Origin of the sequence: Kurthia gibsonii (assembly GCF_006539985.1) — a bacterium.
GTDB lineage: Bacteria > Bacillota > Bacilli > Bacillales_A > Planococcaceae > Kurthia > Kurthia gibsonii.
In genome coordinates, this window is record NZ_BJOB01000015.1 from 24,722 (window position 1) to 47,825 (window position 23,104).

Here is a 23,104-nt window from a genome sequence, read left to right on the forward strand (position 1 = left end):
AAAAACTCCCCTTTTCTATCTTGAATAAATATTATTTTTATGGAAAATTTAGTTCAAAAAAATTTTATCACTAAATTGTCACATATAGTTCTTTAATGCATGAAAGGGTTTAAAAAATGATTAATAGGGAAAATGTTTGCTGAAAATAGAAAATAGAATATTTCTACAATATAGTTTTAACGATACAATAACAAATAAAACATGTTATAAAAAAGAAAAAATCCAAAGTAGCTATTAAAGACATACTTTGGATTTACATATAAACTAAAAACCTAAAGAGCGACGGAAGTAACTTGCATAGCGTTGGCTGACAGGTATTCTTGTGCCGTCTTTCATGATTAATAAAAATGTTGAATGTGAGTCTGGTTGGATTTCATCAATGAAATCAATGTTAACGATATATGAGCGATGGCATCGAATAAAGGTATCTGGCGATAAGAATAATTCTAAATCACTTAAATTTAAACGGTGGTAACCTTCTTTAGACATCGTCTTAACGAAAGTTTTGCGAAGTTGTGTTTCTAAGTAGATTACTTCATTGTGTTTTACAGGATACCAACAATCATCAATTTTGACTGTAATGTAATTTGTTAAGAATGGTGATGGCTTTTGTGGGAATACCGCTGTAATTGCACCTTTTGGCTCGCCTTCTTCCATAAGTGGAATTGACATGCCGTAATAAGGAACACCAAAGATATCTGGCTCAATAAATGAATTAATTTTTTGACCATAATCTAGTGCTTTATGTGTTGCCGAACCTTCTGGAATTGGGTCACCCGGCTTGATTTTCAAATCAATCTTTTTACTTGGTTGGTAATAAAGATACTCTTTTGTATCTGAAACAACAATTGATGTATTGTCCGGGAAAAACTCCTTAATAACCTCTATCAATTCCTCAATTGATCTTGGATCCATTAATTCATACCTCGTTTCTTTCCTTGTCTTCTCATAATCTTATTTTACACACTATTATAGCATTTTACTACATCAATGAGGTAAATTTAAGAAAAGAAAATAAAACAACTTGAAAAAAGCAGTTATATGATAAAATTGAACGATAAATAGCTTCATTTTATGGAATTACAGTCGAAAAAAATAGTATATATCTGTGAAAAAAATGCAAAATTTATCATAAAAAACAGGAACGTGGTCTTTCCCTTTAATTAATATTAATGTATAATTTTTATAAAAAACAGGTATTTTGTGTGTAAGGAAAGTAAGTATAAAGGCTCAATTTATATTTTTTTACATTTTTTGTGTGAATAGGGTTAAAACTATTTTCATATTACTATTTTCGTTATATAGTATAAAGTGGGTTATTACAAAATGCGTAATTTTAGAAAGATGGGGAAGCTTATGCTACAACACCAATATTCGATTTCAGAAGCTATTTCAAAGCGATACTTTCAAGAAATTGAAACGATGAATCGCTACGATGGTATCGACAAATTCTTTGATATTGAAGCGCAATTAGTAAGAGAAATTTATCAATTAGAAGAAGAAGCTGCAAAAGAAACACTAGGCAAGCTAATTGATATTCTTTCAGAGCGTTCAGGCAAGCACTTTTTCCGAGCAATTCGACACTACTTCGTTGTTTTATCTTCTGTGGTAACACGCAAATTAGTAGAGAATCAAGCTCCATTTAAAAAAGCATTTGCATTTAACGCAGCATGCGTAGAGATGATTGATGAAAGAATGAACGATGCTGAATTTTTACAGTTCGCCGACGACTTAATTGAATTTTACATTTATGTAATTTCAGAAAGAAAGCAGCCTTCTTATAAGCATCAAACTGTAAACAAAGTAATTATGTACATAGATGACGAAGTAGAGACTGACTTATCAGTTGAAGATATTGCACTTCATTTCTCAATCAGTACATCACATTTATCTCGAATTTTTAAGGAACATGTGGGCATTACATTAGTTGAATATTTAAATGTACGTCGTGTGGAAGAATCACAGTATTACTTGCGTCACACGAACAAAAGTATTTCAAACATTTCTGAGCAATTCCACTTCTGTAACCAAAGTTATTACACGCGAATTTTTAAAAAATATGTTGGATTAACACCAAAACATTTCCGCGATCAAGTTGATCATGAGTATTTCCGTTTTCAACTACCAGAAAGAATTTTATAAAATGTCTTAAATGTACCTTTCTTTGATTTGATTAATTGTACTAACATACTGTATACTTCACAGTAGTGAAAAAATTGATGTAGGTGAAAATAGTGAAAAAGAAACTAGGATTAATTTCAATCCTCGGTTTAGCGCCGTTTATTTTAGCGGGATGTGAAGCAGTAGAGAACCAAGAAGGCTTCTTCTATAGCACATTCGTAAAGCCGATGGAGTTTTTAATTGATTTCTTTGGTAATACAGTTCTAGATGGTGGTTATGGTGGTGCCATCATTATTATCACAGTTTTAGTACGTCTTGTTTTAATGCCATTCATGATTCGTAACTATAAGAATCAACAAGGTATGAAAGAAAAAATGGACAAGTTAAAGCCTGAAATGGACGATATTCAAAAGAAATTAAAGCAAGCGAAGTCTAAAGAAGAGCAAATGGCTCTACAACAAGAAATGATGGGACTATATAAGAAGCATGGTGTAAATCCATTAAACATGGGTTGTTTACCAATGATTATTCAAATGCCGATTATCATGGGTCTGTACTATGCAATTCGTTATTCTGCAGATGTACAATCGCATCACTTCTTATGGTTCAAACTGGGCGATCCGGATATTGCGATGACATTAATCGCGGGTGCTGTATACTTCTTCCAAGCACAAGTATCTCTATGGACAATTCCAGAGCAACAAAAGAAACAAATGAAGCTTATGATGTACATCTCACCGATTATGATCATGTTCATTTCGTTCACAAGTATGGCTGCTTTACCTCTATATTGGTCTGTTAGTGGTGCATTACTTGTACTTCAAACAATCATTGGACGTAAGTTATATCCACCAACAGTACCAGAAGGCCAAGAACCTACTCCGAAGAAAAAGCTATTCGGTGGTACAGTTGAATCTGAACCAGAAGCTCCCGCTGAAAAACGCAAATTAACACCAGCAGAGCGTGCTGCGAAACAACAGAAGAAAAAGAAAAAATAAGTGTTGAGCTTAGACAAAGGCAGTCTCTCTATTTACATAATACAATTGAAAATCCATCTGTGATTCTCAGTTGCATGTAAAAGAGGACAGCCTTTTTTATTAGAGGAGGAAATGGACGTGACAAAAAGAATTATGGGAATCGCCGTTTTAATTACGAGTGTATTAGCGGTATTCTTACTAATTAAACAAAATTTCAACTGGGCAGTATTTTGTATTACACTTATGTTTACATTAACAAATGCAGTGCGTGCAAAAGATATGGCTTCAAAAGGTTTTGAAAAAGAATCACGCTGGATGCGCAATTTATCGATTTTCTTCGGTATTGCTTCAGCAGGTATTCTATTTGTGAACCTTTTTATGTAAGTAACGTCTTACAATTGAATCAATCAAGTAATGAAAAGTGCAGGATCTCTTGATGAGATGCTGCATTTTTAGTGAAGATAAAAGGAACAGAGAATAAAGGAGGAAAAGTGATGCGATTAAAAACATTTACATGGACTGCAACACTTTTACTAAGTAGTAGCATTCTATTAGCAGCTTGTAGTGAGCAAAAAGAGCAATCGAACGAACCCAAAAAAGAACAAACATCACAGCAAACGACTAACACTGAAAAAGAACAAGAGAAAAGAGATGCAGGTGGTTACATTATTAATCAAAAAACACCTAAAAAAGAACACTATGTAAAAGGTATTTTAATTGCGAACAAAGTATATCCAATGCCTCAAAATTTTGCACCGGGTGAAAGTAAAGAAGCTCGAAAAGCATTTGAACAATTAAATAAGGCGGCTAAAAAAGCAGGATATACATTTGATGCATTTAGCACATATCGCTCATACGATCGTCAAAAAGTTTTATATGATGGCTATGTGAAAAGAGATGGAAAAGAGGCTGCAGATACGTATAGTGCGCGCCCTGGGTTTTCGGAACATCAAACAGGCTTAGCATTTGATATCGGTGAGGTAGGAAAGCCAGGAGACTATGCGGATGACCGTTTTGGCGAAACAGAAGCAGGTAAATGGTTAGCTGAAAATGCACATAAGTATGGTTTTATTATGCGTTATCCAAAAGGAAAAGAAAAAGTCACAGGGTATAAACATGAATCGTGGCATTTCCGCTATGTAGGTGAAAAAATAGCGACAGAAATTTATGAGAATAACTCGACATTAGAAGAATATCTCGGTGCAAAAGGATAATAAAAAAGAACTCTTGTATGATTATAAATAAGTCATGCAAGAGTTCTTTTTCGTTATAAAATAGGTGATAGCAATCGAGAAATAGATTCTTTCAGTTTAATGATGGTTGAACGATTTTTATATTTTTCAGGTGTTAGCTCAGAAGAATATAAAATATCGCGTTCAAATAGTTCAGCAAGTTGATGTGCTACATCGGTATCATAGATAAACGCATTTGCTTCAAAGTTTAATTTAAAGCTTCGTGAATCAATATTTGCCGTTCCGACAGAAGCTGCTTCGTCATCAATTACAACCATTTTTGTGTGTAAAAAGCCATTTTCATAAACATATATTTTTGCGCCAGCTTCAATTAATAAACCAACATAGTAGTAAGTTGCCCAGTAAACAAAAATGTGATCTGGTTTATTTGGAATCATAATGCGTACATCAATTCCAGATAGACAAGCAATGCGTACAGCGTTAATAAAAGCATCATCGGGAATGAAATAGGGTGTTTGAATATATACATACTTTTTAGCCATATTAATTAATTTAATATAACCATTTTTAATTGCTTCCCAATCTGAGTCAGGTCCAGATGATACGATTTGAATAGCTGTATTCCCTTGACGATAAAATGTTGGGAAGAAACTATCTTCATACTCTAAATTTTTACGATCAGATGCTTGATTCCAATCAAGTAAAAAACGTGTTTGTAATGGTTGAACAGAGCTGCCGTTAATACGTAGATGCGTATCACGCCAGTAACCAAATTTCTCTTTTAAACCTAGATATTCATCACCTACGTTAAAGCCACCGATATAACCAACTTTTCCATCAATTACAACAATTTTTCTGTGGTTACGATAGTTCATACGTGGGTTGATTAAAGGAAGAACAGATGGGAAGAATACTTCTACTTCTCCTCCTTGTTCAATTAAGGCTTTAAAATCTTTTTTATGCACACCGCGTGATCCCATTTCATCATAAAGGACCCTCACTTGTACACCTTGCTTCGCTTTTTCAATAAGAGCATCTAAAATGCGTGTGCCTAGTCGATCTAATCTAAAAATGTAGTATTGAATATGGATATGATGTTTAGCTTCAGCAATATCTTCTAAAAGATGATCGAATTTATCTTGTCCATCATCGAAGATATGAATGTGATTATCTTGTGTTAAAACAGCGTGATTTGATAATAAGTTCATGTGGATAAGTTCTTTATATTTTGCAGCTGTTTCAGATAATTTATATTCAAAACTACCTTCTTTAATCGATTCAATTTGATAGTCAACTAATGTTTCGATACCAATCTTTTTACGTCCACTCCACCTAAACATGCGTCGTCTTGTCAGTTTACGTCCAAGTAGTAAATATAAAATAAACCCGACAATGGGAATAAAGAAAAGTACGAGAAGCCATGCCCAAATCGAAGATGATTCGCGTCTTTCCAAAAAGATAATAGCAAGAGCAAGTATGATATTGAAAAATAATGTCACCGAAACGATATATGAAATGAGATGAGTTGTATCGCTAATTAACATGATTTCTCCCTCCTAATTTTTCTTTATAAGTATATCTTATTCCTTCATTGGAAAGAAGTAATATTATATATATGAACAAAACATACTTGACCGATAGGTATTGTTATATTATTATGTGAAAAGCAATGAAAGAATATCTTTTGTCAAAGAGGAGGAACATCCATGAGTATCTTTTTAACAATATTAAATGTTGTTATTTTAATTGGTCTTATTAGTTTATTAGTCGTTATGAATAAAAAGAAGGTATCTTTTTCTAAACGTGTATTTACAGGTTTGGGACTAGGGGTTTTATATGGTTTAGCATTACATTTCACATATGGTGCTACATCAGATATTTTGATTCAATCAACCGATTGGTTTAACATTATCGGTTCAGGATATGTGAAATTACTACAAATGGTTGCAATGCCATTAGTATTTATCTCAATTGTTGCGGCATTCACGAAAGTAATTGTCGGTAAGAATTTTGGTAAGATGGCATCCATTATTTTAATTACACTTGTTGCAACAACAGGTATTGCAGCAGCAGTAGGTATTGCGTCAGCAGCAAGTTTTAATTTAGATGCAAGTTCATTAATGAATGGTAGTGCAGAACAACAACGTGGTGAACAAATTGTTCAAAAAACAGAGGAAATGGGCGACCGTACTTTACCACAACAAATTCTTGATCTGTTACCTACAAATCCATTCTTAGACTTAACAGGCGCTCGTCCAACTTCAACAATTGCAGTCGTTATTTTTGCAGCGTTTTTAGGCTTTGCTTATCTAGGTGTACGTCGTAAGGATGAAAAAACAGCTGATTTAATTAAAACAGGAATTGAAGCGATTTATGCATTAGTAATGAATGTTGTAAAAATCGTTTTACGTTTAACTCCATTCGGTATTTTAGCAATTATGACTTCAACAGTTGCTACTTCTGATTTCGGTGCGATTTACAACATGGGGAAATTCGTTATCGCTTCCTATGTAGCATTAATTGCAATGTTTGTTATTCATTTAATCATCATTAGCTTAACAGGTGTTAGCCCGATTACGTATGTGAAGAAGGTTTCAACAACATTAATCTTTGCATTCACATCACGTTCGAGTGCAGGTACTTTACCTTTAAATATCCAAACTCAAACGAAACGTTTAGGTGTGCCAGATGCAATTGCGAACTTTGCGGCATCATTTGGTGTATCAATTGGTCAAAATGGTTGTGCGGGTGTTTATCCAGCGATGCTTGCAGTTATGATTGCACCAACTGTCGGTATTAATCCACTTGAACCAAGTTTCATCTTTACATTAATTTTAGTTGTAGCTATCAGTTCATTTGGTGTAGCAGGTGTTGGTGGTGGTGCAACATTTGCAGCCATTATCGTACTTTCAGCAATGAACTTACCAGTTGCTTTAGCAGGTGTATTAATTACAGTAGAGCCATTAATCGATATGGGACGTACTGCGTTAAACGTAAGTGGTTCAATGGTTGCTGGTGTAACATCAGCTCGTGCAACAGGTGAATTAGACAAAGATACATTCAACTCAAAAGAACCTCAAAACTTAGCAGAAGTTTAATAAAGAGGGCTAGGACAAAACGAGTCATCGCTCTTTTTAGCGTTCGCAACGAAAAACTGGAATCGCGCCATAGCGCGATTCCAGTTTTTTTATGCTCACGTGGGATGTGTTTTTTTGCATTTATGTCCCAGCCTGGTTTTTTAGTTAGGGTTCTTCTACTTTTACTTGTGGTTCACGTAAGGTCTTTTTACTTGCTTTGAATGTTAAGATGACAAAGATTGATAATAGACCGAGTGAAGCTGCAATGATATAAGGTAAGTTAATTTGCATTGTAAATACCCATGTGAAGAACATTGGACCGATAATTCGACCCAAATTATCCATCGAGTAGCTTAAACCAGCAGCTGTACCATACTTACCACCAGATTCTTTTGACGCAAGCGAAGTAGTTAATGTACGAGCTAGTGCATTACCTGCTGTAAATACACATAGTGCAAAACCAGCAAATGCTAAACTACTTGTGAATGGGAACATAGCGAGTCCGAATGCTGTGACGATTTGTGCAATAATGATGAAAATCCATTCGGAACCGTCTTTGATTTTACGAACAACACCGCCTTGGATCACAAAGTCGACTAATCCGCTAAATAAGAATAGTGAGCCAAGTTGAGCCGATGTAATATGAATCTTATCAATTTGGAATAGTTGAAGTGTTGATTCAACACCTGCTAATAAGAATGTCACCATGAATGAGAAGAAGAATAGATAACGTACACGATATTTTAAAAGAGTCGAAGCTCCTTTTGGAATGATTGCACGTTTTTCAGCTTCACCTTTACGTGGTGGGTCTTTTAATACGAGCGATGCATAAACTAATAAAATAAGTAATAGAATAGATGATACATAGAATGGCATATTAATACTAATTGCACCAAGTAATCCACCGATTGCTGGACCGAAAATGAAGCCTAAACCAATCGACATCCCCATGAAGCCCATATACATATTACGATTTTCATCTGAAGATGAGTCACCGATAAATCCAGTCACCGATGTATAAAGTGCGCCAGAGAATAACCCCCCGATAATACGAGATACATACATCATGATTAATGAATCAGAGAAGATTGCAAAAATTAAGAAGCTCATACTGAAGCCGAATAACCCAATCAGAATGAGTCTTTTTCGTCCCATTTTATCAGAGAGACTTCCCCAAATAGGTGCTGTGAAGAAGCTAGCGAGAGAATAGACAGTTAATAGGCCACCCACATGAATATCGCTAAATCCTTGTTCAGTTACTACAAGTGGTAGAACAGGAATAACAAGTCCAAATCCAACATATACGAGGAATTGAACAGATAAGAGAAGCATTAATGATTTATTCATACTATGATCTCCTTTCTTTCATTTTGTACACTCTATACTATACTAAAAAAATCAAATATGCCTAGTAGATTACAAGGGAATAGATAAAAATATCCTATTCTTTACCTATACACATAACTCAATAATTTAAAACAGTGAAAATATAAAAGAGAAGCGACGTGATGTTAGCTTCTCTTTAAGAGTGGTTATACTTTTGTCCGTTGTAAACGAAGAGCATTGAGTACGACAGATACAGAACTAAATGCCATGGCAGCACCTGCTACCCAAGGAGCAAGTAAGCCGATAGCGGCAATTGGAATTCCGATTGAGTTATAAGCGAGTGCCCAGAAAAGATTTTGTTTAATGTTTCGAACAGTGGCACGACTCATTTTAACAGCTTGTACAACACGCATTAAGTCACCTTGCATAATCGTGATGTCAGCTGCTTCAATTGCCACATCTGTCCCTGTTCCCATCGCAATTCCAATATCAGCTGTTGCAAGAGCAGGAGCATCGTTAATGCCATCGCCAACCATTGCTATTTTACCTTCTTTTTGAAGTCGTTTGATTTCATTTGCTTTACCAGCTGGTAATACATCTGATACGACTTCATCAATGCCAACTTCTTTAGCAATTGCTTGTGCAACGGTTTCTCGGTCACCTGTTAGCATGACCGTTTTAATACTTAGTGCATGCAATTCAGCCATTGCTTGTTTTGATGTTGCTTTTACTTCATCTGCTACAGCAATCGTTGCTACATGTTGTCCGTTAATTGCACCGTACATAATTGTTTTTCCTTGTTCATCGAAATTTTCAATATCGTGAATTGTAATCATACGATTTTCAAGTAGACGTTGGTTTCCGACAATTACTTGTTTGCCTTCAATTGTTGCTTCAATACCATGACCCGAAATGGCTTGGAAATCCGTTGCAGCTTGAACTTTCATTGTTTCTTCGACATAGTGCACAATCGATTGTGCTAAAGGATGTTCAGATGCTTTTTCAGCAGAAGCAATCAGCTGCATTACTTCTTCCTCATCATGTGAGCGATTCACATAGAAGTTTGTAACAACAGGCTGTCCTTTTGTAATTGTTCCGGTCTTATCGAAAACGATTGTATCAATTGTGCGTGTTTGTTCTAGTGCTTCAGCAGTTTTGAAAAGAATACCCATTTCAGCAGCACGCCCTGAACCAGCCATAATTGATGTTGGTGTTGCGAGACCAAGTGCACATGGACAAGCAATAACGAGTACAGCAATAGTATGTTCAAGAGCTGTAATAAAGCTTGTATCGACAACCCAGAACGTAATAATAAATGTTAAAATTGCAATCCCAATAACGATTGGAACAAAAATACCGGAGATTTGATCGGCAAGACGTTGAATAGGCGCTTTTGAACCCTGCGCTTCTTCAACTATTTTAATGATATTTGATAACACCGTTTTATTACCTGTATTCGTTGCTTTAATACGAAGTGTACCATTACTGTTAACAGTAGCAGCAAATACATTGGAACCACTGGTTTTATCTACAGGTAAACTTTCACCTGTTAACATAGATTCATCTACAGCAGAAGAACCAGATACTACTTCACCGTCTACAGGGATAGAGGCGCCGGGGCGAATGACTAAGATATCGCCTACTTGGACTTCTGTTGCAGGTACTTCGAGTAGTTCACCATCTTTTTCAATGAAAGCTGTTTTAGGTTGTAAGTTGAGTAATTTTTTGATTGCATCAGAAGAATGACCTTTTGCACGCGCTTCAAATACTTTTCCAAGTAAGATTAGTGTAATTAATACAGCGCTCGTTTCAAAATATAAATCGAGCATTTGTCCCTGTTCAATGGCTGCTTTATTTCGTAAAACAACATAGACGCTGTAAAAATAAGCAGCAGATGTACCGAGGACGATTAATACGTCCATATTGGCGCTTTTATTACGGAGTGCAAAGTAAGCACCTTTATAGAATTGCCAACCAATACCGAATTGAACAACTGTAGCAAGTCCCCATTGTACATAAGGATTCATAAATAGTTCAGGTACATATAAATGGGAAGTAAAGGAAAAATGTGCAACCATCGTCCACAATAGTGGTAGTGAGAAGATAATCGAGACAATCAATTGTGTTGTTTTACGTTTGATTTCTTTTTGCTTATAATCTGTATCTTGTTGTTCATCTTGATGAACAACAGCATCGTAGCCAAGTGATTGAATCTTCTGTATGACATCCTCTGCACTTGTATCATTATGGACGACCACTTTACCTGTTTCGAGTGCCAAGTTAATATTAGCTTCGACACCATCCATTTTATTTAATCCTCTTTCAATTCGATTGGCACAAGCTGCACAGGTCATTCCTTGAATATCGAGATTAATTTCACTTGATTTACTCATTGTGTCCAGCTCCTTCATACCTATATGGGGTATATTTTTCTGTAAGGAATGGGCTGTCTTAATATAAGACAACCCAATATAAAATTATTTTACAGTGTAACCTTCTTCTTCAATTACAGCCTTCATATCTTCTACAGAGGCTTGTCTAGGATCATACGTTACTTCAACTAATCCTTGATCCAATGTAACGCGTACAGTTTCGACACCATCAATGGCACCTACACTACTTTCAACTGCTTTTACGCAATGTCCACAAGACATTCCTTCAACATGTAATTGCATTTCTTCTGTCATATTCAAGCACTCCTTATTTTTTCATTAATTTTTGCATCGTAACGACTAATTCGTCTAGTATTTCTTCGTCACCATTTTGTAGGCGATCTTTAACACAACCTTTTAAATGTCCTTCAAATAATACTTTTGCAACAGAGTTTAGTGCAGATTGTGTTGCTGAGAGTTGTGTGATGATATCGTCACAATATACATCTTTTTCTACCATACCCTTAATTCCACGAATTTGACCTTCAATACGATTCAATCGCGTCACCAGATTTTTCTTAACATGTTCTGGGTGGTGGCTTTTACGCTCTTCATTATTTGTGTGACACTCAGGAACAGTTGTCATAAAGCATCGCTCCTTTACGTTCATTTGTATGGTTATACTGTAACATACCTATCTGGGGTATGTAAAATAGAAAGACTATTCTGGTAAGTTACGATATACATACAATAGCATACGTCATGGGGGTATGCAAGGAATGGAAATTAAAAGTTTAAAATTCATAAAATAGTGGTAAGTATAATTTGTACTAAAATCTTTTGTGAAATAAAATTGTAAATTTCTTGTAAAATATTAAGATGTAACAATATTGATAAACAATTTAATAACAAAAGATGATATGATAGATGTAAGAAAAAAGCAAATAAAAAACCGTCAAGTATGAAACTTATTTTCTTAAAAATCGTTTTAATTTAATGACAGCAAGGAGAGGTGTAAGAGTATGAAGAGAGAAGTAGATGTAACGAAAATTATTTCTAACTTATCCAAAATTGGTGTGAAGGCAACTGCAACGAAATCTCGTCTAGAATTACTTAAAGCACTCGCGCCGCCGAAAAATAAACCACAAACACATAACTAATTTGATGTGGTGCAGGGCACTTCAAATTAGTTTGTACATATGAAACAATCAATCAGGTATCCTTCTTTAAAAAAGGGTAGCTGGTTTTTTATTATGAAAAAAACCTGTGACGTTCACATTTGAAGTGTGAATCGTGCACAGGTTTTTAATTAATCTTCTTTTGTCGTAAACATGTAATCGCCATTATCATTTTGAATGGCAGCCATAATTCCTACAAGTAACATATTGGATACGAGCGAACTACCACCATAACTCAGGAAAGGTAGTGTAATACCTGTTACAGGAAGAACCCCCATCGTCATCCCGACATTTTGGAAAATTTGGAATGTCAGCAAGCTGATAATTCCTGCAGTTAATAACGATGTATATTGCGACTTATTTGATAAGGCAATTTGTACAAATCGATAAAGTAATAAGAATAAAACAATCAATACGAATGAAGCACCGATGAAACCGACTTCTTCGCCAATATTAGCAAAAATAAAATCGGTATGTTTTTCAGGTATATAAACATTATTACCTGACAGACCTTTACCAAATTCTTGTCCAGAACCGATTGCTAAAATCCCTTTTTGTGTTTGATAGGCAGAATCGCCATAACTAAAAGGGTCAAGCCAACCACGGATACGTGACTGTTGGTGAGGAGATAATTTTGCCAAAAGATTATTTTGGAAAAAATCATTCATAAAGATATAGATATATGCGACAACTGATACAATCGCAATCGGAACTGCTAAAACAGGAAATAAAATTTTTTTTGAGATATTTGAGAAAAACAGCATTGGGAAAATCATTGCGAAGTATAGCATAATCATCCCAGTATCTGGTTGCTGATAGACAATTAATGATGGTGGTAATACAAGCAAACCGATTTTGCCGAGTAATAAGAAATCATGTTTGATTGATTTTACGGGATATCGTTCCGTATGCTTCACAATAATGTAAGCCGTCAAAATGAGTAAGGCAAACTTTAAAAATTCAGATGGCTGAAATGTCCCAACGAATGGAATTTGATACCAAGACTTCGCGTTATTAATTGGTTTTGCGATACTTTCAGGTGCTACAATTAATAGTAGTAGCATAACAAATGTGAAGATATACATACCAACACCGAGTGTTTTTAACTTATTAATATCGGTTTGGGCAATCACAATCATGACAATAATACCGACTACATAAAAAACAAGCTGTTTAATAACAAAACTTTTTGGGTCGCCGTACTGGTTTGAGCCTGCAACGGCTGTATAAATAAATGTACAACTGATTACGCAGAGTACAATTAAAAGCGTCAAAATTTTCCCGTCCACTTTTATTTTCATTGAGCAAACTCCTAACTTATATTAAACTCCAAAGTTGAAAAGAATATGTATCTACCTTAAAATTCCACAACTTATAACAATTCAAACGAAAAATGTAAAATAACTTTTGGTTTGCAATAACGCTTATTATTGTAACACGCTTCATACCAAAGATGTGACGAAAACAGATCACAAATGTTTCATATTTTCGTATTTCATTTTATAATAGATAATGGGGAGAGGGGTGATTGACTTGTCGAAAAAAATACGCACTGCAGATGATTATATGAGACATTTATATATACATACGAATGAATTGAATCAATTCGTTATTTTTAGTGGGTTGAATTTACAAGATTTCATTTTTTCAGTCGATCAGCTTGGAAATCTACTGCTTTTAAAAAATATTCAAAATGCAGAAGAAGGTTCTTTTAATATGCATACGCGATTAGCCTTTGTTGAACAGAATGAGCTAACAAAGTTTTCCAAGCAAATGAGTGATAAAAAAAGCGACTTGTGTTGGATCGATTTTTCCGATGAGAAAAAGTTAAATCTTTTAACACCACAAGAGCAAGCAGAATTATTATACATTGGGCATAAAAAAGAGCCAATTCGTTCACCATTTTATCATCAGTTACAAAATCGATTTGTTTATTTAGAATCAAAAAGCGAGAAGTTTACAAAAGTATATGTACGCGATTTAGAAGAAGTCTCACAAATTGTAACAAGATGGTTCAATCATTTGATTCAGATGAAAGAACGTTCACTTTCATTTTGGAGAAGAAAGCCACTCTCACGTATCCCGCATTATACGGCGACAGACTATGAACAAATTAGAGAAGATGCAAAAGATGGTATATTACTATCATTGTATCGTGTTGAGAAACCCAAAGTGGCCTATGTTTTAGAAGTACGTAATGTAGCAGACATTCAATTTCCAGATGAAATTTGGGATGATTTAAACGCTATTTTAAAACATGATGCAACAACAACGATTCAAGCAAATATTCACTAATTAGCATAGAGCATTCCAACGTCTTGAACGACTCGGGATGCTTTTTTGGTGAAAAAAATATGAAGAAGGATAACTTTTTACGTTTTTCTGCCCCAATAAATGTTGAGAGTGCTATGATAGAAATGTTATTTTGAAAGCTTGAAATTTGGGTATATGTTAAAAGGTTCATTCGTGCAACCTTCTAAAATAGAATACGTCTTGTAAAGTTCAAAGATTTTCAGATTCCAGATAAAAAGAAAATAATGGAGTATATGGAGGAAGTCAAAATGAAGAAAAAATTGGGTCTTTTATACGGTGGTCAATCAGCAGAGCATGAGGTGTCTTTATCAACAGCAAAAGCGGTGACACAAGCGCTAAATTATGATCAATACGAGATCGTGCCAATTTATATTACGCGTGAAGGTGAATGGGTGAAAGGAGCTTATTTAACAGCACCTGTAGAAACAGTAGAAGCATTACAATTCAATCGAGAAAAAGATGCGCAACCACATGACATCTCAAGTTTCTTACTATCACAACAAGAGCGACCTTTTGATATTGTATTCCCACTACTACATGGTACATACGGAGAAGATGGCACAGTACAAGGATTTTTAGAAGTATTAAACATTCCTTATGTGGGTTGTGGCGTACTTGCTTCATCTGCTGGGATGGATAAAGTTGTTATGAAGCAACTATTTGAAATTGCAGGTCTTAAACAAGTTCCTTATGTGTATTTTATTCGTAAAGAATGGCAAAAATCACAGCAAGCACTTGTAAAAGAAATGGAAGAAAAATTAACGTATCCAATGTTTGTAAAACCAGCTAATCTTGGTTCAAGTGTCGGTGTTAATAAAGCTTCAAATCAACAAGAATTAATTGAGGCAATCGATGTAGCTTTCAAATATGATCGTAAAGTCATTATCGAAACAGGCGTGGTTGCACGTGAAGTAGAAATGGCCGTTCTAGGAAATGATGAACCAAAAGTATCTGTTCCAGGTGAAATCAAGCCTCTAACTGATTTCTATGACTATGATTCAAAATATAAAGATAGTAGTACAGAATTATTAATTCCAGCACCTGTTTCAGAAGCAGTTAAGCAAAAAATGACGGACATGGCAAAACGTGCATTTAAAGTATTGGACGGAAGTGGTTTAGTACGTGCCGATTTCTTTGTAACAGTAGATGATGAAGTATTGATTAACGAAGTGAATACATTACCAGGTTTTACACCTGTAAGTATGTATCCGATTCTGTGGAAAAATACAGGTCTTTCATATCCAGAATTAATTGAAGCGCTAATCACACTTGGAATTGAGCGTTTTGAAGAGAAACAACAACTTCATTTTCAATAAGGTGGCGGAAGTAAAATGAAAAAAACAGTTCAACAAGTAGCTAACTGGTTACAACAAGAGCCTGTGAATGGTCAACAAGAATGGATTACAGGTGTGTCGATTAATACACGTACCTTACAACCAGGAGATTTATTCATTCCTTTTAAAGGTGAAAAAACGAACGGGCATCAGTATATTCAACAAGCAATTGAAGCAGGTGCAGCGGCGACACTTTGGCAAAAAGATGAACCAAATATGCCGACGAATATTCCTGTTATTTTAGTAGATGATGCAGAAGAAGCGTTGCAGCAGATGGCGAAAGCGTATCGTGCAGAACATCAAGCAACTTTTATTGGTATTACAGGTTCCAATGGTAAGACTTCAACAAAGGACTTACTTGCTGGGACGCTTATGCCGTATTATAAAGTTCAAAAAACAGAGGGTAACTTTAATAATCAATTAGGTATGCCTATTACTATTTTATCTTTAGACGAAGATACGGAATTTGCCATTTTAGAGATGGGTATGGATGGTTTTGGACAAATCGAGTTTTTAACGAAGCTGGCAAAGCCGCATCATGTCATCATTACAAATATTGGTGAAGCGCATATGAAGGCACTTGGCTCTCGTGCTGGTATTGCGAAAGCCAAGTTTGAAATCATTCAAGGGCTACAAGAAAATGGACGCTTATTCTTTGATGGTGATGAACCGTTGTTACAAGAGTTAGTCGCACAAGAAAAAGGACTACAAACTACCTCGTTTGGTTTTGAAAGCACGAATGATTTATACGCAGATCAAATCGAAACGAATGAAAAAGGAAGTCAGTTTGAAGTGCATGGTCTGTTAAACGGACAGTTTATGATTCCTGTACTCGGTAGCCATCAAGTGAAAAATACAGTAGCAGTTATGGGAGTAGCGCATACAATCGGTTTGACAGACAATCAAATTCGCACTTCCTTAAAACACGTATCCCTTACAAATATGCGTATGCAGCTTGTAACATGCGGTCCTTTACTCTTCATCAATGACGCATACAATGCAGCGCCAACCTCGGTTCGTGCAGCACTTACGTTCATGTCTACCACTCAAATGCGTCCAAATAAATGGATTGTACTTGGTGATATGTTAGAGCTTGGCGAACAAGAAGAACAATATCATCATGATTTAATCGAATCAATTGATTTTGATGAGATTCAAACAATTTGTCTATATGGCTCTCGTATGAAAGTTTTATATGAAGCAATTCAGACGCAATATCCATCTGTAGATGTTGTTTGGTCTGAACAAGCATATGAGCCAATTATTCAAAAAATTGAACAACAGACTGATGAAAAAACGATGATTCTTTTAAAAGGCTCTCGTGGCATGGCACTTGAGACAATTCTAAAGCACTTCCAATAACATACAGTGAGAAAACGACTAATGTGGGTATAGTACATTAGTCGTTTTTTTAATGGAGGGAGCCTACTTGAAACGAGGAATATTGTTTATTCATGGATTTACGGGGAATACAACAGAAGTGCAACCTTTAGTGGATTATTTAATGGGAAAACGCTCCGAATGGACATGTTCAGTCGTAACATTAACAGGTCATGGTGAGGCACTCAATTTGAAAGGAGTTAGTTCTGAACATTGGTTTCGTGATGTTGAAAATGCTTATCGTCTACTTGAAAAACAAGTGGATGAAGTCATTGTCGTAGGTTTTTCAATGGGGGGATTGTTAGCACTCTACCTCGGCTTACGTTACCGTGTGAAAAAATTAATTCTTTTAAGTACAGCAGCAAAATTTGTGGATGTAAAAAAATTATTTCTCACATGTAAGGAACTGATCAAACAAAGAAAGCAGTTAACAACTGCACAGGCACGTTTTTTGCAAGCTGCCATCAACCAGACGCGTCATATGACGGTACCAACAATGAAACATTTTTTTAAAGTGGTACATACAGTCTTACCGTACCTACATCGAATTCACCAACCAACGATGATTATACAAGGTGAAAAAGATGGTGTTGTACCAAAGGAAGCGGCATCATTTTTATATGAGCAGATTCAATCGGTTGATAAGCAAATGTATTTTTCAAAAAGTGGTGAACATCATATTTGTTATAGTGACGATCAAAACGAGTGGTTTGAACGAGTATTTCAATTTATAATAGCCGATAAAAGAAATCAGAATATTATGCCTGATTGTAATTGATTGCATACAAGTCTATGTCGTGTTAGAATGATTAGAGCAATGGATACATTTTATATGAAGACTCTCCATACATTGATGAGAGAGTACTTTTTTTTTGAACATTACGGTCGATTCTATATTACCGTTAAAAAGCGTAGAATTGAACCGCTCGGCAAAGACCGGGCTTTATTTTATCTAAAGTTACTCTGCATTCCACAGAGATATAATAGTTAAGGAATTTTCCTAACATGAGGCTCGATTTGCCCTAGTTTTCATCTGAAAATGTAACCATTTGTCAAATTCAAACACGAAAAAGGAGAATGAGAAGTTTGACAAATTTTTCAGAACTAAATATTAGCGAATTAACATTAAAATCCCTAGAACGCATGGGATTCGAATCAGCAACACCAATCCAAGAAGGTACAATTCCACTAGCAATTGCAGGCAACGATATCATCGGACAAGCACAAACTGGTACTGGTAAAACAGTAGCATTTGGTGTACCACTAATCGAAAAAATTGACCCTAAAAATCAAGCAATTCAAGCATTAGTAATTGCCCCTACACGCGAATTAGCCATCCAATGCTCAGAAGAAATCTACAAAATTGGTCACGGTAAACGTGCTCGTATTCTTTCTGTATACGGTGGACAAGACATTAGCCGCCAAATTCGTGCATTAAAAAATAAACCACAAATTATCGTAGGTACTCCAGGACGTATTTTAGACCACATTAAACGTCGTACGCTTAAACTAGAAAACGTTGAAACGTTAGTATTAGATGAAGCAGACGAAATGTTAAACATGGGATTCATTGAGGATATCAATGCAATTCTTGAAAACGTACCGGCTGAGCGCCAAACACTTTTATTCTCAGCAACAATGCCTCCAGCAATTCGTAAAATTGCAGATACATTCATGACTGAGCCAGAAAGCGTAAAAATTAAAGCAAAAGAATTAACAGTGGATAACATTGAACAATTCTTCGTAAAAGCACAGGAACGCGAAAAATTCGACGTTCTATCTCGTTTATTAAACGTACACCAACCAGAACTTGCAATCGTATTTGGTCGTACAAAACGTCGTGTAGATGAATTATCTCACGCATTAAGCATTCGCGGTTACCTTGCTGAAGGTATTCACGGTGACTTATCTCAAGCAAAACGTCTTTCTGTATTACGTCAATTCAAAGAAAATAAAATTGATGTATTAGTAGCAACAGACGTAGCAGCTCGTGGTTTAGATATTTCAGGTGTAACACACGTTTACAACTTTGATATTCCACAAGATCCAGAATCATACGTTCACCGTATTGGTCGTACAGGTCGTGCTGGTAAATCAGGTATGGCAGTTACATTCGTAACACCTCGTGAAATGGGTTACTTACGTATCGTTGAAGAAACAACGAAAAAACGTATGACACCTTTAAAACCACCTACTGCTGATGAAGCTTTAGTAGGACAAAAGAAATTAGCTGTTGAACAATTACAAGAGTTAGTTAATAAAAATAATGCGAGTGGTTACCGCAGTATGGCTGAAGACTTATTAGCTACAAATGATGCAATTGATTTAGTTGCAGCAGCTCTTAAATCATTAACGAACGAGCCAGATGATACACCAATCCAAATTTCTGAAGAGCGTCCATTACCAATGCGTCGCGGCGGCGGAAATGGTGGCGGTTCACGTGGTGGACGTAGCGGCGGTGGATACCGTGGTGGTTCACGTAGTGGCGGTTCACGCGGTGGAGATCGTCGTGGTGGCTCACGTAGTGGCGGTGGAGATCGTCGCGGTGGTTCACGCGGTGAACGTTCTTCAAGCGAACGTCGTGATGGTGGTTCACGTGGCGGAGATCGTCGTCGTGATAACCGTGGTGGCGAACGTCGTCGTCGCTCAAGCGAAGATTAATCAACATATACAACTCATGAATGGCTTTCGAGCGATTCATGAGTTTTTTTATACATAAAAAATGGAACGCTTTTTGTTATAATACGTATAATTAAGTAGATTCCAAATCTTTGGAAAAGGAGGCATATCTAAGGTGGATGAATTAAAATATCAAATTGATTCAAAAGGATTAACCGTTTGGCGAATTCATGCATGTATTTTTTCGGGCATTGCATTATTAATTACTGCTCTTATTTTTTTCTTAACGTATTATTTTGAATGGTATAAATGGATTCCATATACAGTTTTAGGGTTATGGGTAATTGAAGCTTTTTGTGGTATTTACTTATTTCCGAAAATTCGTTGGCAGCGCTGGCGTTATGAAGTGCGTGAACAGGAAATTGAAGTGCAATCAGGGTTGTTTGTAGTTGAGAGAACACTCGTACCGATGATTCGTGTACAGCATGTTGATACGGTGCAAGGACCGATTTTAAAGAAGTATAATTTAGCAGAAATTTCGATTTCAACTGCAGCAACTACACATACGATTCCTGCTTTACAAATGGAAGAAGCAGATGAATTACGAAGAAGAATTTCTAAATTAGCAAGGGTGGCTGAAGAAGATGTCTAATGAACAAGTTATGCGTCTACACCCTATTACAATCGCCATTAATTTTTTTAATGCGATTAAAACATTATTATTACCTGTTGTCATTTTTGTATTTAGTACAAAATTAGAGCTTAGTTTAGACCCATCAGACGGTGAGAATTTTTATCCGACGCTTTTTGTTCTCGGAGGAGCGATTCTCTTCTTATGCATTGTTTTTATCTTTGCATGGATTAAATGGCGTAAATTTATTTATTGGTTTGAAGATGGCGAGTTGCGAATCGAATATGGTTTATTCGTAAAAAATAAACGGTATATTCCATTTGAACGCATTCAAACATTGAACTATAAAGAAGGGATTTTACATAGACCTTTTAAATTAGTACGTGTGGATGTTGAAACAGCTGGTGGTTCAGCAGATGCAGAAGTAAGTTTGACTGCGATTACACGCGAGCAAGCCAGTCGAATTGAACTTGAAATGAAAAAAGCAAAACAAGAAGTGGTTGTAGCTGAGGATGGTACAATCGAAGATGTCGCTGAAATTCGTATTGAAAAAGAGTTTATCTATCAAATCAACACGAAGGAATTAATTTTATTAGCAACAACTTCGAGTAGTATGGGGATTTTATTCTCTGCTGTCGCTGCCATCGCTTCACAGTTTAATGATTTTATTCCGTACGAGCGCATTTACGGAGAGGTGCAGAATATTGTTCGTTTTGGAGTCCTCTTTATTATTTTAATTGTATTAGGAGCTATTTTATTATCATGGGCAGTAGCAATTCTCATTTCTTATTTTGTGAACTACGGTTTTAAACTTGAAAGAACAGAAGAACAGCTCTTTTTATCAAAGGGGCTTTTAGAGAAAAAGAGAACGACACTTCAAATGAATCGTGTACAAGGAATTCGTATAATCGAAAATCCAATTCGTCAATTATTTGGTTACTGTCGTGTCATTATTGATAGTGCAGGTGGTTCAGGCGATGAAAAAGAAGATCAAGTCGTCCTACTACCTTTCATAAAAAAGAAAAATGCAATTCGTATTTTACAAGAATTATTCCCCGAGTACGTTTGGGAAACAACGTATACAAAGGTGCCAAAGAAGTCTTTAATTCGTTATTTATTAAATCCAATCTATGTACCACTTATTCCAGTTGGATTCGTTAGTTATTACTTCTACCCATACGGTATGTGGAGTATTGTACTAATTCCGCTTATACTGTTGCGTGCATATTGGCAGTATAAAACAGCTGGTTTTGCAGTAAATCATTTACAGTTAACGATTGTACATCGTTATTTCAGTAAAACAACATTTGTTGTGCAAAAGAATCGAATTCAATCGATGCGCGTAACACAGAGTTATTTTGCTGAGCGAAAGGATATCGCTTCATGCCATGTTCATATTATGTCGAGTACGACAGGTTTTACAGCACACCTGAAGCATTTTGATTTACAAGCGATCAGTCAACTATTTAAATGGTATCAACCGAATAAATAAAAAAATGAGAAGCAGCGAACAAGCTACTTCTCATTTTTTATTTTTCTCTAAAACGACGGATACGTTTTGGTGTAAATTGGAACATTCCTAAAATAAAACCGACAGCTAATCCAACTAAGTGAGCTGTAATATTAATGTTTGATTGGACGAATGTCATAATAACAGAAATTGCAACTAAAGGAAGGATTAATTGTTTTAGTTGCGGTAAAATTTTGCGCGTGTGATATACCAATGCTAAGTAAGCGCCAAAAATACCAAAGATTGCACCGCTTGCACCAAGTGAAGCGTAGTTTAGTGGCTCAACAACATAGGTTGCAACATTTGCAAGTAATCCTGAGATGAAGTAGATGGAGAAGAATCGTAACTTACCAGCTAATTGTTCTAACTCAGGACCAAATACATATAAACCAAACATGTTGAAAAGTAAGTGTAAGAAGCCACCATGTAAAAACATGGCTGTAATAAGTCGCCAATACTCACCTTGAGAGATGGAATAATTATATGCGATACCAAGAGCATATAGATTGTTTCCTATACCTGGAATCAAACCAAGTAGATATACGACCAAGTTCATACCGATTAAAACAGAAATTACGGGGTACTTTTTAATATAAAGTGAAAGATTTTCAGTTCGATTAAACATTTTGTCACCTCATCGTGTAATATAAATATTATACATGGAACAGTTCGTAGAGAGAAGGGAGAAGCGAAGATGATTAAAGGAATTGGCTTGGATATAGTTGAAATTGCACGTATTCAAAAATCAAACGATCTAAGCCCTAAGTTTAAAACGCGTATTTTAACGGAGCGCGAAATGGCTATTTTTGAGCAATTAAAAACAAGAAGACAACTTGAGTTTTTAGCAGGACGTTTTTCAGCGAAAGAGGCTTATTCAAAAGCGAATGGTACAGGGTTAGGGCGAGATTGTAAGTTGCATGATATTGAAATCTTACCGAATGAAAAAGGACAACCTATTCTTTATTTTAAGCAACAAAAAGTAGATGGATTAGTTAGTATCACACATTCGAAAGAATATGCTGCTGCTCAAGTCATTTTAATGGAAAGAAATTCACAATAAATGGTTATTTTCT

22 protein-coding genes are annotated in these 23,104 nt (G+C 35.7%); 14 read left to right on the top strand and 8 right to left on the bottom strand.

Translation table 11 applies throughout. From position 1 onward, the window contains the following. Positions 1–264: 264 nt before the first annotated feature. Complete coding sequence (locus KGI01_RS06610; RefSeq protein ID WP_068450562.1) at positions 265–915, bottom strand: LytTR family DNA-binding domain-containing protein; 651 nt, start codon at positions 913–915, stop codon at positions 265–267. A 441-nt stretch (positions 916–1,356) separates the two neighbouring features. Here KGI01_RS06610 and KGI01_RS06615 point away from each other — a divergent pair, with 441 nt between their 5' ends. The 4 genes from KGI01_RS06615 to KGI01_RS06630 all read left to right on the top strand — a co-directional run bounded on the left by KGI01_RS06615 (position 1,357) and on the right by KGI01_RS06630 (position 4,312). After that, entirely contained in the window at positions 1,357–2,142 is a 786-nt protein-coding gene (locus KGI01_RS06615; RefSeq protein ID WP_068450564.1) for an AraC family transcriptional regulator, read from the top strand. A 92-nt stretch (positions 2,143–2,234) separates the two neighbouring features. After that, complete coding sequence (yidC, locus tag KGI01_RS06620; RefSeq protein ID WP_141274040.1) at positions 2,235–3,119, top strand: membrane protein insertase YidC; 885 nt, start codon at positions 2,235–2,237, stop codon at positions 3,117–3,119. 111 nt (positions 3,120–3,230) lie between these two features. Next, a complete protein-coding gene (locus KGI01_RS06625; protein ID WP_141274041.1) occupies positions 3,231–3,482 on the top strand; it encodes a hypothetical protein in 252 nt (83 codons plus the stop codon). 110 nt (positions 3,483–3,592) lie between these two features. Then, positions 3,593–4,312, top strand: a complete 720-nt coding sequence (locus KGI01_RS06630) for a M15 family metallopeptidase (RefSeq protein WP_141274042.1) — start codon at positions 3,593–3,595, stop codon at positions 4,310–4,312. A gap of 53 nt (positions 4,313–4,365) precedes the next feature. Here the strand turns inward: KGI01_RS06630 and cls are convergent, their stop codons facing one another. Continuing rightward, entirely contained in the window at positions 4,366–5,835 is a 1,470-nt protein-coding gene (gene cls / locus KGI01_RS06635; RefSeq protein WP_141274043.1) for a cardiolipin synthase, read from the bottom strand. A 162-nt stretch (positions 5,836–5,997) separates the two neighbouring features. Here cls and KGI01_RS06640 point away from each other — a divergent pair, with 162 nt between their 5' ends. After that, on the top strand, positions 5,998–7,389 hold the full coding sequence (locus KGI01_RS06640; RefSeq protein WP_141274044.1) for an L-cystine transporter: 1,392 nt from the start codon (positions 5,998–6,000) through the stop codon (positions 7,387–7,389). A 144-nt stretch (positions 7,390–7,533) separates the two neighbouring features. On the opposite strand, the gene KGI01_RS06645 is transcribed toward KGI01_RS06640, so the two are convergent. The 4 genes from KGI01_RS06645 to KGI01_RS06655 form a co-directional block, all read right to left on the bottom strand. Continuing rightward, the gene (locus KGI01_RS06645) at positions 7,534–8,715 is read right to left on the bottom strand and encodes an MFS transporter (RefSeq protein WP_141274045.1); all 1,182 of its coding nucleotides are present in this window, start codon (positions 8,713–8,715) and stop codon (positions 7,534–7,536) included. A 185-nt stretch (positions 8,716–8,900) separates the two neighbouring features. Next, positions 8,901–11,087 (bottom strand): heavy metal translocating P-type ATPase, encoded by a 2,187-nt coding sequence (locus tag KGI01_RS06650; RefSeq protein ID WP_255314752.1) that lies wholly within the window; start codon positions 11,085–11,087, stop codon positions 8,901–8,903. A gap of 84 nt (positions 11,088–11,171) precedes the next feature. Then, positions 11,172–11,381 (bottom strand): copper chaperone CopZ, encoded by a 210-nt coding sequence (gene copZ, locus KGI01_RS14065; protein WP_255314753.1) that lies wholly within the window; start codon positions 11,379–11,381, stop codon positions 11,172–11,174. Between the two features lie 13 nt (positions 11,382–11,394). Then, entirely contained in the window at positions 11,395–11,712 is a 318-nt protein-coding gene (locus KGI01_RS06655) for a metal-sensitive transcriptional regulator (RefSeq protein ID WP_068450576.1), read from the bottom strand. 376 nt (positions 11,713–12,088) lie between these two features. Between KGI01_RS06655 and KGI01_RS13850 the strand changes: the two genes are divergently transcribed. Further along, positions 12,089–12,226, top strand: coding sequence for an Lmo0850 family protein (locus KGI01_RS13850; RefSeq protein WP_165442666.1), 138 nt, complete (start codon positions 12,089–12,091; stop codon positions 12,224–12,226). Positions 12,227–12,375: 149 nt separating this feature from the next. Here KGI01_RS13850 and KGI01_RS06660 read toward each other — a convergent pair whose 3' ends face one another. Next, positions 12,376–13,545, bottom strand: a complete 1,170-nt coding sequence (locus tag KGI01_RS06660; RefSeq protein ID WP_141274046.1) for an FtsW/RodA/SpoVE family cell cycle protein — start codon at positions 13,543–13,545, stop codon at positions 12,376–12,378. A 223-nt stretch (positions 13,546–13,768) separates the two neighbouring features. Between KGI01_RS06660 and KGI01_RS06665 the strand changes: the two genes are divergently transcribed. The 7 genes from KGI01_RS06665 (at position 13,769) to KGI01_RS06695 (ending at position 22,013) form a co-directional block, all read left to right on the top strand. Next, complete coding sequence (locus tag KGI01_RS06665; RefSeq protein ID WP_307723178.1) at positions 13,769–14,539, top strand: hypothetical protein; 771 nt, start codon at positions 13,769–13,771, stop codon at positions 14,537–14,539. Between the two features lie 266 nt (positions 14,540–14,805). Next, on the top strand, positions 14,806–15,873 hold the full coding sequence (locus KGI01_RS06670) for a D-alanine--D-alanine ligase (RefSeq protein WP_141274047.1): 1,068 nt from the start codon (positions 14,806–14,808) through the stop codon (positions 15,871–15,873). A gap of 15 nt (positions 15,874–15,888) precedes the next feature. Next, a complete protein-coding gene (locus tag KGI01_RS06675; RefSeq protein ID WP_141274048.1) occupies positions 15,889–17,253 on the top strand; it encodes a UDP-N-acetylmuramoyl-tripeptide--D-alanyl-D-alanine ligase in 1,365 nt (454 codons plus the stop codon). A gap of 67 nt (positions 17,254–17,320) precedes the next feature. Further along, complete coding sequence (locus tag KGI01_RS06680; protein ID WP_141274049.1) at positions 17,321–18,049, top strand: alpha/beta hydrolase; 729 nt, start codon at positions 17,321–17,323, stop codon at positions 18,047–18,049. A gap of 308 nt (positions 18,050–18,357) precedes the next feature. After that, positions 18,358–19,932: a degradosome RNA helicase CshA gene (locus tag KGI01_RS06685; protein WP_141274050.1), complete on the top strand. Its 1,575-nt coding sequence runs from the start codon at positions 18,358–18,360 to the stop codon at positions 19,930–19,932. A gap of 133 nt (positions 19,933–20,065) precedes the next feature. After that, complete coding sequence (locus KGI01_RS06690) at positions 20,066–20,542, top strand: PH domain-containing protein (RefSeq protein WP_141274051.1); 477 nt, start codon at positions 20,066–20,068, stop codon at positions 20,540–20,542. After that, positions 20,535–22,013, top strand: a complete 1,479-nt coding sequence (locus KGI01_RS06695; protein ID WP_141274052.1) for a PH domain-containing protein — start codon at positions 20,535–20,537, stop codon at positions 22,011–22,013. The genes KGI01_RS06690 and KGI01_RS06695 overlap by 8 nt, the downstream gene beginning before the upstream one ends. Positions 22,014–22,050: 37 nt before the next feature. Here the strand turns inward: KGI01_RS06695 and KGI01_RS06700 are convergent, their stop codons facing one another. Continuing rightward, on the bottom strand, positions 22,051–22,656 hold the full coding sequence (locus KGI01_RS06700; RefSeq protein WP_141274053.1) for a rhomboid family intramembrane serine protease: 606 nt from the start codon (positions 22,654–22,656) through the stop codon (positions 22,051–22,053). Positions 22,657–22,725: 69 nt separating this feature from the next. Here KGI01_RS06700 and acpS point away from each other — a divergent pair, with 69 nt between their 5' ends. Beyond that, entirely contained in the window at positions 22,726–23,091 is a 366-nt protein-coding gene (gene acpS / locus KGI01_RS06705) for a holo-ACP synthase (protein ID WP_141274054.1), read from the top strand. Positions 23,092–23,104 lie beyond the last annotated feature (13 nt).